Raw genomic sequence first — 11,888 nt, 5'->3', positions numbered from 1 at the left:
CTTTAAAAATAAGAATGAAGAGTGAGCTCTGCTAGTCGGCGGAGTTCATTTTTTGTTGGAATTAAAGAGAGATAAAAGACAGGAAGATCAAGATGATCCAAGGGGAAATTGGAAATAATTATGTCGGCTTCATTTAACGTCAACTGGCTTAGTTCCACATATTCAATAGCTTGTAATTTCACACGAGTACCTAAATAAGCAGCTAATTCTTGTTGTAAAAAAGCTTTCCAAGCAGGTTCCCCTTGAAAGAGGAAATAGGCAGTCATCGTTTGCGCCTGAATGGAATAACTGGCTTGTTTTTCTAACAAAGAAGCCAAACTAAGAAAATAAGTCGGTTCTTCAATCGTGGTGTAGCGAGATAAAATCTCCAAAAGTTCTTGGTTGCTCTTTGATAACGCAAGGTCCTCTGCGGCTTGTTCGGTCATTAATTCTTGATATTCCAATTGAAATTGCTCAGAAAGTGTTGGGGACTCGGTATATTTAATGAATAACAATAACAGATTATCCAATAAATTTGTTTGGATTAAATCAGGCCGGGCTTCTTCAGTGGACAAATTAGTGACAAACTGTTGTAACGACTTTCGCAGCTGACTGTAATGAGTGTGGAGCGCAGAAGCCAACGTTTCGCCATAGACATTATCGTAATTCCAACTTTCTAAGAAACAAAAGAAGGCGAAAAAACTTTCTTCTCCTTGCAAATAGATGCCTTCAGAAGCATAAAGCTTTGCCAAGGACGGTTGATAAAGTTGAAACAAGACATCTTTTGAATCAAAAGAAAATTGACTCACTCGGCAATTGGCTTTGTTGCGAATCGTGTTAATGAAAAACCAACAAGCACCAAAAATTTCTTCCGTTTCCACCGTCAACTCACTACTGTAAACTTGTTTCAAAAATTGGAAATAATGCTCCTCATGAATAGAATAATCGTCAAAAAAATAATTATTATGAGTAAAAGGCACCAACAAGCGATGATAAAAAATCCGAATATTGCTTTCTTCCCCGATCAGCTGAATGGTGGTTGTAGTTAGCTGAATCATTAAATGAAAATCCCGTAAGGCCTGATTCATTTTCTTGATATGTCGCTTCAAAGTTTCATAAGAAACACCACTAGTGCTCAAAAAAGAAGTTGTCACTAACTCTTTCGTAAATAGTAGCTCTTTTAATAGCTGAATACTAATGGATTGAGGTAAAAATAATGACCAAAGCTCATTGGTTTGCGCATTCCCCTGATTACGTAACCGAATACCACTGCTATCGGTTTCAATGGACCAGTCGGCGGGTAATTGACTGCGAATATACTGTAAATCCGAAAAAACGGTTCGCTCTGTCGTTTGGATTTGCGTGGCTAAACGCTTGGCTGTCAGCTGGGGAACATTTAACAACTGTTCCAACAAACGAATTTGCCGAAGCAAATCTTTTTCCGTTATCACACGTTTTAACATGGAGTACATGGCAAAACCTCCTTTTGCTTAAGAATACGGATAAAAAGGGGATTGGTCAATAAAAAAAAAGCCTGGAACAAAAATCACTTTGAATTTTTGTTCCAGGTTCAAAACCTGATAAACGGTTCTGTCCCGACCTTTTTATTCACTATACAAAAATATCAAATGTATGCAAAACGGCTGACAATAAAATGGTTACAACAGCCATTCCTGATACAAAGCCGACAGCACCAGGAACAAACGGAGGTAATCGTTTAGCAATATAGCTACCGACAGGGGCCGCACTGATTCCTGCTAAAACAGCGATGGTCAGGGAAAGCCAAAAGCCACCACCCATCATTAAAATCACACCAGGAACAATACTGACCAGTGGCATAAACGTTGGATACCAACCTTCTTCAGCGAAATGTTTTCGATAAAGAAAAACACCAACAGCCGAAGCAATCATTTGTCCCATTAAAATGTCAGGAACCAAGCCAGAACCATTTGTAATATGATTAATATTGACAAACCAATCTGTTAAAACGCCTAGAATTACCAAACCTCCAACTAACTCATTTCCATAAAACCAAGCTTCGGAGAAGTCAGCAAAAGTGCGTCGTATTGACCATTGAAAGGTTTGCGTATTTTCAATTTTAGGTTGTTTTTGCCGCTTCTGAGCGATTGGTGCAACAGAAGGAACCATCCAAGGAAGTTGATGACAGATGGCTGAAACAATCCAGCCAACAAAAGCCATTGTGGTAACGTTGGAAACTGTCCCAGGTACATTTAAAAGGGGCATCAATTGCGCATTCAGCCAATTGGCAAACGGAAAGGTGAAAAGCGCACTCAACAGAGAAATCGTTCCTAATTTTTTCCAGCCAGGACCATAAACGAGCGTTAAAGCTGGCGGCGTGCCGACCACCACAATAAACGTTGGTAACCACAACACTTCTTTTGTAAAAAAGCGTGTAAAATCAAAAACATAAATAGTTAAAAAGAGGGAAAGTAGCTGAGAAGCAAGTACCCAAGGCCAAGCACCAGAGCCACCAGCAATTGCAAATCCCTGCCATTTTGAATTTTTCCGATAAAGTTGCCAAGCAATCAGACCGCCGATTAGTAAGAAAAGCGTTGTAAAAAGTCCACCGTAAAATTCCCCTTCCGTGAAGTTCATAACAAAATAGATAAATTTGTAAAATCCCTGCTGATTCACTTTGGTAACTACGTCATTGTAAGGAAAAAAGTTAGACACATGTCGAAAGCCATTCATGATCCAATACAGGAACATTCCCAAAAAAATTTTTACAACAAGAGCTAAAACGGCTTCGTAATTGATCGATTTATTTTTCATATGATCGCTCCAAAAAAATGACATTTTACTAAGTTTTTGAAATTAGTTTATTTTAGCTACTAAAGCTTTTAGTGCCTCGTTAAAGACATTTGCTGGCGGATTAGTCAATCCAGCGCCAATCATACCAATCCCCGGTTCTTTATGAGCAATAGCAGTATTAATGACAGGCAGCATCCCTGTTTCTAAGACTTTTAAGACATCGATGCCTGAAGGAATCCCCATAAAATCTAAAACAGGAATCGTGACATTGGGATTTTCTTTCGTAGTAATTTCCAGCATTTCTTTTGAATAATTCAATGCTTCTGCCACTGTTCCGCCAACTAATGGGACAATTGCTGGTGCAGCTGCCATAGCAAATCCGCCAACACCATACGTTTCTGTAATAGCACTATCGCCCATATCCAAACCAGCATCTTCTTGTGTGTAACCAGCAAACATCGGACCAATCACCCGTTGGGCAGGCCCCGTAAACCAGTGATTTCCACCAATCCCACTGACACGAATTCCAAATTCGACCCCATTGCGACACATGGTGGTGACAATTGTACTATTCTCTACATTATGCCCAGCATCTAACGCACATTTAGCGGCGCCCATCCAAGTTGGACCAGAAAAATAGTCAGAACTGCCAAGAAATTCAAATACTTCTTTTAATTGTTCACGAGAAAAATCAGTTTGAACCATGTAAGGAGTTAATGCTTGGACTAACAACGTACTTCCGGCTACATTGCGATTATGACACTCATCGCCCATATGCAAGGCTTGCGAAAGCATTAAGCGTAAATCAATGCCTTCTGGACAAAAAGTCATGGCATCATGAAGTAATGGACCTAAAACATCGCGCATCCAAATCAGGCGATCCACGACGGATTGATCATTTGCACCAAATCGTAAAACTTTTGCCAATTGTTCACTTAAATTAGTAAAAGCCGTGTTGCCGTACGTTTCATTTTTGATAATATGAACGTACATATTCGGAGAAGTCACGCCAGCCATAGAACCAACGGCATCATGTTCATGACAAGGGGAAAACGTAATCGCGCCAGAACGAGCAACCCGATCGGCATCAGCTAGATCTTTTGCTAATCCTTCAAAAACAAGCGCTCCTTGAACGGCACCTTTCATCGGTCCGCACATATTTTCATAAGTAATGGGTGGCCCAGCATGTAAAATGGTCGTTTCAGTCATATCGGGCATGACATTAATTGCTTTATCAAATCCCACTAAAATAGGTTTTGATTGAATAATGCGGGTAACCGCTTCTTCGTTGGCTTGTTGGATTTTTTCATAAAGTGTTGGATTTTTTAATTGATCCAATAATTTCAATAGCTCTGGGTCACCATTGGCTGGCGGTGCCCAATTTACTTGATGTGAAGGAATCCCTTGTTTTTTCATATCTTCATGTATAAAGTCAATGCCTACATTGATCGTATCTAAAGGCTGCTTAAAAAGATCATTTCTGCTCATGTTCGTTCGCTCCTTTTACAAAAGTTTTGGTGGCTTCGCAAAGTTGATGACTGCTGTCGACAACGAGAATCTCTAAATCTTCTAAAATTTTCCGCTGTTCATGAATATCTTGTGGATCTTCTTCGGTCCCTAAAACATAGCCAATAATGGCTAACTCACGACCATCTGCTTTCGCTATTGCTTTGGCTTCTTTTAACGCCTCTGCTAACACGCCAACAGGATTTTCGTGAGAACCATAACCTAATTCAAAATCTAACGCTAAAACTGCCACTTCAGGATCTTTGGCTTCTTGAAGAATGCGAGTAATCCGAGAAGTCGGATCGATCATTGGATGTGGGCGGCCTTCTGTGAAACGATCATCACCAAAATCAATCAATGTATGTGCTTGGCTGTGGTCAGGATTTGCTAATTGTCGTTCAGGAATTTTATGAATATTACTATAAACATCATCAGAGACTTCTGTTAAAGCATATAAAAGTTCATCACAAAGAGTGCCACCACAGAACAACCCACGAACAAATTTTTGAGAAGGGGCTTGTTGCTGTTGGATGGCTGTTAACGTTGCGCCTGTCGGATTTTGATAGAGGCTGGTTTCCGCTTCCTGTGTTTGACTAAATTGAATCACCTTTTGAACTGCATCCAGAGAAGAAGTAGCAAAAGTGACGTTGTCTATTTTTCGTTCCGTTTGTTCACTGCCGATAAAATAAATAACAACTGGTTTAGTTGAAACAGCTAATTTTTTTAAAATTTTCTCTGTTACTTCTGGAGCAGGCGGTTTAGAAATAAGCAAAATTGCCTTAGTTTGTTCGTCAACCATTAAAGCATCCAGCCCGTCAAGCATCATCAGCCCACCAATTTCAGCAGACAAATCACGGCCGCCAGTACCAATTAATTGTGAAATCCCATAACCATATTTATGGATTTGGACACTAACTTCTTGGCTACCTGTACCAGAAGCGCCGACAATTCCAATATCTCCTGAACGTACCTCGTTAGCAAAACATAACCCGATGCCATTAATAATCGCTGTTCCACAATCAGGGCCCATCACAAACAGTTCTTTTTCGTGTGCTTTTTGTTTTAACGCTAATTCCTCGTCAACCGTCACGTTATCACTAAAGAGCATGACGTGTTTTTGCTGATCTAAAGCTTTATGCGCTTCTCGTGCGGCAAATTTTCCATTGACAGAAATTACAACTAAGTTGGCATCAGGCTCTTCATGAAGGGCTGAATCTAACGTCTTATAGGTTACTTCAGAAGAAGCGGTTTTCTTTTTCTTCGTAAATAACTCGTCGACTTGCTGTAAAATTTCTTCTGAGTTCGCTTGGTCATCAAGATCTAAAACAATTAATAAATCGCCCGTTGTAACATGATCCAAGGCGGGTGTATATAAACCAACATTCCGAATCACTTCAAGATTCATGTCGGTTCCCATCCCAATCATTGCGGTTTTAACTCCAGCCAGTTCATTGGCTCGTGTTGAAATGGTCATTAAAGTAACTGAATCAAAATAGGCGTTCTCTTTAATTACTGTTTGAATTGTCATGATTATTCTCCTCACAAAATAGTTTTAAACCAAAAATAATGCCGCAAAGTATGTCGCTTCCTGAAGTTGAGCCCACCTCCTCTAAAGCTGAAACCGCTTGAGCCATTTCGTTTGTATTTCCACTTTCAATTGATAAAAAAACACGCTGAACTAGCTGAGAAAATCGTTCGTTCACTGCTTCATGGATTTCCGCATAACTGACCGCATTCGTTCGTTCCTTGGCTAGCACAGCCAGCTGTTGGAAATTCGAGGGAAGTTGCTGTAATGCAGAAAAACTAGCAAGTAATCCTGTGATAAAATCATCGCCAGTGGGAGTTAAACCAATCCCCAATCCCAAAATCTTCGTTAAACAATCAAGAGCTATTTTAAAAGATTTTTGCGCCCAAGCCTGTTGAAAATGAATCATTTCTTTTTGAATCTGGGTCCGACTATAAGAATCAAAAAGAAAGGTTGACGACGAAGCAGGAAAAAGCGTTTGCCAAGGATTGAAACGAGTTTGCTGAATATACGTTAAAAAAATAGCTATTTTTGTTTTACTGGGTGTTAAATAAAGTGGCGTTGGTTGCCAAATTTGGGCATCGGCTAGGGTTAAGTGTCGTCGGCCTAACCGGATAAACAGGGGCTCAATTTGGACAGGTAAATCAGCGAAATGGCTAAGTTTTTTTTCATCGAGTATAATCGTGTTAGGTGCTATATGTTCGGGATGCGTTGAAATGGTCAAGAGAATTTCTTGGGTGTCTACATGACCATAATTAATAGCGTGCGTAAAACATTGCAAACTAGTCAATGTTTGATGAGGGAGTTTCGATAAAATCGTTTGGTCATAAGCTAAAATTTTTGTCATTCCAACGACCTCCTTTTTAATAGCGCTTTCACGACTTCATAATAAAAGAATCTAGCACGCTAAACAATTGCTAAAAATGACATTGATTTACAAGTTTGAATGGACAATTTGTACATTGGGAGGATAAATGATGTTAAAAGTGAGTGATTTATTAACGTTAGAAGAATTGCCTGGCATTACCTTAGTGGCAGGACATAAAAATCAGGACCAACCGATTTTAAAAGTCAATATTTTAGAAAATCCTGATATTTTAGATTGGTTAACAGCAGGTGAGCTGCTGTTAACGACAGGGTACATATTTAAAGATGATCGGAAATTACAGAAAAATTTTTTGAAAGAACTAGCCAAACACCATTGTGCTGCCTTAGGATTTAAAACCCAACGTTATTTTGAAGAAGTTCCACCAGACCTAATCAAATTAGCAGATGAAATGAACGTTCCTATTTTAGCAATTCCTTACAATTACACCTTTTCGCAAATTGCTGACGTGTTGAAAAGTCGTGTCACGTTAGAACAATTTGACATGAATGCGCAAGAAACCGCATTGCATAATAAAATTTATCAAATCTTAGAAACGGGAAGTAGCAGTTTTCATTTGCTGCAGGATCTAGCAGAAACCATTCAAAATCCTGTCTTGTTATTGAATGACCACTTTGAAGGAGTTAATTTTTTTGACTTGCCTAAAAATCCAATTCGTATTTCTAGCATTTTAGAAGATAGACAAGAAACCTCAGAGTTCCAAAAACAATTACTGGAACAAAGTCATCCATTATTACGCTTTTATCAAGAACCGATTCATTTACAGTTGAAACTCCAGAACCAAGTGGTGCCAATTGAAATTTATCCAATTAAAAAGAAAAATGTTATTTTATATTATTTGCTCGTCTGGAACACCTTGGCCCCATTACGACCAGTCGACGTGGCTCATTTTAAAATCACAGCTCATTACTTACTTTTACAATTGCAATTGGAATACTCACGGAAATTTGAAGAATACCAACAACGAAACGAATTATTTTTTAAGCTGATTGCGCATGAAAAGAGGGATCAAGCTGTTTTCCAACAATTTCAACAGTATTATCGCTTGGCAATAGATAAGCCCTATGCAATTTTGCTAATTTCATTAACCTTAAATGAACGCCAAAGGCAAGAAAGAATGTCTATTTTAGGTAACCAGTTAAACCAAGTTATCTTAGGGGACAAACAAAAAATTGTTTGTATTGAAATTGACAGTTCCTTTGTCTTATTAGTTGAAGATCCACCTGAAAAAGAAGGCGATTATCTGAAAATGATGCAACGCCTAGCGCAAAGTAGCATAAATCAGTTAATGAAAGTACAAGAAGATGTGGAACTTTTCCTAACAATAGGACCTAAGATTCAAGGTCTGACCCAGATTCATGAATCTTATCAACAAGCGATTGACATTTTAGCCTTTCAACGTCAATTCGTTGCAGAAGAACCTGAAATGAGGATTGCTTCCTACGCGAATTTTCATTTTAGACAGACACTACAACGTTATTTTTTAGAAGAAGGACAAGCAACCCTCAGAAAAAAATATCTTCAACCATTGCAGAAAAGTGATCAACAGCAACATACCGACTTTGTCCATACACTGAATGTCTATTTTCAATCAAAACGAAACTTGTCTCAAACAGCCAAAAAGCTCTTTATTCATCGTAATACTTTGTTACAACGATTGGAGAAAATTGAACAGCTAGTGCTGTTGGATTTTGATAAGGAAGTGGACTTGTTGGCGCTGGAAGTGGCGTTGTTTTTGAAAGATAAAAGGAGTACACTGTAAGAGAATTTATGCGTAAAAATAGGAGGCCTACAGTTGGAAGAAGAAGTATTAGCGTTGAAAGTAGTGAATGAGTCGTTAAAATTACCTGGTGTCAAAGTGAATCGAAATGCTTTTTTGACAAAAATGTTTCAAGATAAAGTGGACAATGTACAAGAATTATTTGATGACGGACCAGAAAAAGTCTTATCAAAAAAAGAACTAGACCGAGCCGCCCAAAAATGTATTAACCAAGCAGTTATGCAGTCGAGCGCAATTTCATTTGCGACAGGAATTCCAGGTGGTCTGGCTATGGCAGCTACCATTCCCGCAGATATTGCGCAATTCTATGGCTATTCTTTGAAATTAGCGCAAGAAATTTCTTATATTTATGGCTACCATGATTTATGGAACAATCAAGATGAATTGACAGAAGAAGCCAAAAATACACTGATTTTATACTTGGGAATCATGTTAGGGGTAACGTCAGCTGGTTCGGTCGTTCGGATTTTGTCTAATAGGTTGTCTATTCAAGCGCTAAAACGTCTACCACAAAAAGCTTTGACAAAAACGTTTCTCTTCCCAATATTGAAAAAAATATTAGCTGTTTTTGGGACGAAATTAACAAAAGCAACTTTTGCGAAAGGTGTTTCTAAAGCAATTCCCGTTTTAGGCGGCGTTGTTTCCGGCGGCATTAATTATGCCTCTATGAAACCAATGGCTATGAGGTTAAAGGATGAATTAAGTAAAAACATAGGCTATACTCAAGAAGATGCAGAAAAAGATTTAGAAATTTTAGAAGCCGATTTTGAAGTTATTTCAGAACAACCTGAAACAGAAACAACTAAACATGCGGACGATATTTTTAGTAAACTAGAGCGAGCACATGCCTTATTTGAGAAAAAGATTTTGACAGAAGCCGAATATATAAAGCTAAAAGAAACGATTATACAAGAAGGATAATTTAATCAATAAAAAATGGAATCTTTTCAATAAAGATTCCATTTTTTATTGAAAAAGTTGGGGTAATTCATTACACTTACACTGAGGTACTGTGTAAGTTCAAAATTTCTATCTTTGGAAATCAATCTTCACAGAAAATTCAGACAATTAGAAAAGAGGATAATATCTTGGGAGCAGAATTAAATCAACGGTTATTCAGCGCTGCAGACAATCTTAGAAGTAAAATGGATGCGTCTGAGTACAAGAACTACTTATTAGGATTAATCTTTTATAAATATTTATCTGATAAATTATTACAAACAGTAGTGACATTAGCAGATGAGTCGCTAGAAGAATATGATACGCCGACAAAACAAACAGAGCTGTATAAAGAATTGCTAGAAGATGAGGACTCTCGTCAAGACTTAGTTGACACCTTAGTCGATACATTAAGTTATGATATTGAGCCAGATTATTTATTTAGCAGTTTAGCAGAACAAGCAAAACAAAATGTTTTCCAATTAGATGACTTGAAAAAAGCCTTTGTTTATTTATCTTCAAATTATAAACAATTTAATGGCTTATTTGATGATGTTGATTTACAATCGAAAAAATTAGGTTCCGATGACCAACAACGAAATGTAACAATTACGGAAGTATTAAAAAAATTAAATGATATTGATGTCACTGCCCATGAAGGCGATGTGATTGGTGATGCGTATGAGTTCCTGATTTCGCAATTTGCGTCTGAAGCTGGAAAAAAAGCAGGGGAATTTTACACTCCGCATCAAGTTTCGGATATGATGGCGCGGATTGTAGCGTTGGGTCAGGAAGATAAAAAGTTGTTTAGTGTTTTTGACCCAACGATGGGTTCGGGCTCGTTAATGCTGAATGTCCGTAACTACTTGAATTATCCAAAAAGTGTCAAGTATCATGGACAAGAGCTGAATACGACTACTTTCAATCTTGCAAAAATGAACCTAATTTTGCATGGTGTGGAAGCAGAAGATATGAACTTACGAAATGGAGATACGCTCAATAAAGATTGGCCAACCGATGAGCCGTACACCTTCGATTCAGTAGTAATGAACCCTCCATATTCGGCAAAATGGTCGGCAGATGCCTCATTTTTAGATGATTCACGCTTTAACCGTTATGGCAAATTAGCACCGAAATCGAAAGCAGATTTCGCCTTTTTACTGCATGGTTATTATCATTTAAAAGATTCAGGAACTATGGCGATTGTCTTGCCACATGGAGTTCTTTTCCGTGGTGCTGCCGAAGGTGTTATTCGTAAAAAATTATTAGAAGATGGTAGTATTTACGCAGTTATTGGCATGCCTGCCAACTTATTCTTTGGTACATCAATCCCGACTACGGTTATTATTCTTAAGAAAAATCGTGACAATCGAGATGTTTTATTTATTGATGCAAGTAAAGAATTTACAAAAGGGAAAAACCAAAATAAATTAGCACCCGAACATATTGATAAAATTGTTTCAACTTATATTGAACGTCAAGATGTAGAAAAATATGCGCATGTGGCGACTTTTGAAGAAATTGTTGAAAATGATTATAACTTGAATATCCCACGCTACGTGGATACATTCGAGGAGGAACCGCCTGTGGATTTGGTGGCATTAAATAATGAAATCAAATCCACAAACCAGGAAATAAAAAAAGTAGAAGCTGAGTTATTAGCTATGCTTGATGACCTGGTGGTAACGGAGGAAACTCAAGCACTAATTGATGCCACGAAAGAGGTGTTTGGAGGATGAGGGACGAGATGAAAAAAGTCCCTCGGCTCCGGTTTCGTGGGTTTAGTGAAGATTGGGAACTGTGTAAGTTGAAAGAAATAACTGAACGTGTAAAAGGCAATGACGGAAGAATGGATTTGCCGACCCTAACTATATCTGCCAGTCAAGGATGGCTAAATCAAAAAGATAGATTTTCTGGCAACATCGCTGGAAAAGAACAAAAAAATTATACATTACTATTGAAGAATGAACTTTCTTACAATCATGGCAATTCTAAACTGGCTAAATATGGAGCCGTTTTTTCACTTAAAACTTATGAAGAAGCATTAGTGCCCCGAGTATATCATAGTTTCAAATCCACAAAAAATTCAGATCCTGACTTTTTAGAATATATATTTGCCACAAAAAAACCTGATAAGGAATTAGGAAAATTGGTTTCATCAGGTGCACGCATGGACGGTTTACTCAATATTAATTATGACGATTTTTCAAATATAAAAATAAATATTCCACATGTTCATGAACAGAAAAAAATTAGTAATTTGTTACGTAAAATCGATGACATCATCACACTTCATCAGCGTAAGTTAGATCAGTTGAAAGAGTTGAAGAAGGCTTATTTACAGCTGATGTTCGTTTCAATGAATACTAAAAATAACAAAGTTCCTAAGTTAAGATTTGCTGACTTTGAAGGAGATTGGAAACAGCGTAAGCTAGGAGATTTTTTGGAAGATTTTAGTAAAAAATCAACAATTGAGAATGAATATATTATTTTATCAAGTA

Annotated in this window: 9 protein-coding genes; 4 read left to right on the top strand and 5 right to left on the bottom strand. The window is 37.8% G+C overall.

Annotated features, from left to right (window positions below; translation table 11 throughout):
* Positions 1–2: 2 nt before the first annotated feature.
* The 5 genes from KQI94_RS08180 to KQI94_RS08160 all read right to left on the bottom strand — a co-directional run bounded on the left by KQI94_RS08180 (position 3) and on the right by KQI94_RS08160 (position 6,629).
* A complete protein-coding gene (locus KQI94_RS08180; protein WP_002390992.1) occupies positions 3–1,442 on the bottom strand; it encodes a helix-turn-helix domain-containing protein in 1,440 nt (479 codons plus the stop codon).
* Positions 1,443–1,590: 148 nt separating this feature from the next.
* Positions 1,591–2,772 (bottom strand): hypothetical protein, encoded by a 1,182-nt coding sequence (locus KQI94_RS08175; RefSeq protein WP_002359110.1) that lies wholly within the window; start codon positions 2,770–2,772, stop codon positions 1,591–1,593.
* A gap of 42 nt (positions 2,773–2,814) precedes the next feature.
* Complete coding sequence (locus KQI94_RS08170; RefSeq protein ID WP_002355045.1) at positions 2,815–4,239, bottom strand: DUF1116 domain-containing protein; 1,425 nt, start codon at positions 4,237–4,239, stop codon at positions 2,815–2,817.
* Positions 4,226–5,785: an acyl-CoA synthetase FdrA gene (gene fdrA, locus KQI94_RS08165; RefSeq protein WP_216454358.1), complete on the bottom strand. Its 1,560-nt coding sequence runs from the start codon at positions 5,783–5,785 to the stop codon at positions 4,226–4,228. Before fdrA ends, KQI94_RS08170 begins: the two co-directional genes overlap by 14 nt.
* Positions 5,763–6,629: a DUF2877 domain-containing protein gene (locus KQI94_RS08160; RefSeq protein WP_002368383.1), complete on the bottom strand. Its 867-nt coding sequence runs from the start codon at positions 6,627–6,629 to the stop codon at positions 5,763–5,765. Before KQI94_RS08160 ends, fdrA begins: the two co-directional genes overlap by 23 nt.
* Positions 6,630–6,756: 127 nt before the next feature.
* Here KQI94_RS08160 and KQI94_RS08155 point away from each other — a divergent pair, with 127 nt between their 5' ends.
* The 4 genes from KQI94_RS08155 to KQI94_RS08140 all read left to right on the top strand — a co-directional run.
* Entirely contained in the window at positions 6,757–8,430 is a 1,674-nt protein-coding gene (locus tag KQI94_RS08155) for a PucR family transcriptional regulator (RefSeq protein ID WP_002368382.1), read from the top strand.
* 33 nt (positions 8,431–8,463) lie between these two features.
* Positions 8,464–9,369 (top strand): EcsC family protein, encoded by a 906-nt coding sequence (locus tag KQI94_RS08150; RefSeq protein WP_002390988.1) that lies wholly within the window; start codon positions 8,464–8,466, stop codon positions 9,367–9,369.
* Positions 9,370–9,536: 167 nt separating this feature from the next.
* A complete protein-coding gene (locus KQI94_RS08145) occupies positions 9,537–11,126 on the top strand; it encodes a type I restriction-modification system subunit M (protein ID WP_002368379.1) in 1,590 nt (529 codons plus the stop codon).
* Positions 11,123–11,888, top strand: a 766-nt coding sequence (locus tag KQI94_RS08140; protein ID WP_216454356.1) for a restriction endonuclease subunit S, incomplete at its 3' end; no start/stop codon positions are given. The genes KQI94_RS08145 and KQI94_RS08140, both read left to right, overlap by 4 nt.

Origin of the sequence: Enterococcus sp. S183_ASV_20, from assembly GCF_018919685.1 — a bacterium.
Taxonomy (GTDB): Bacteria; Bacillota; Bacilli; order Lactobacillales; family Enterococcaceae; genus Enterococcus; species Enterococcus faecalis.
The sequence above is the reverse complement of the archived record's forward strand: the minus strand, read 5'-3'. Positions and strand labels throughout refer to the sequence as shown.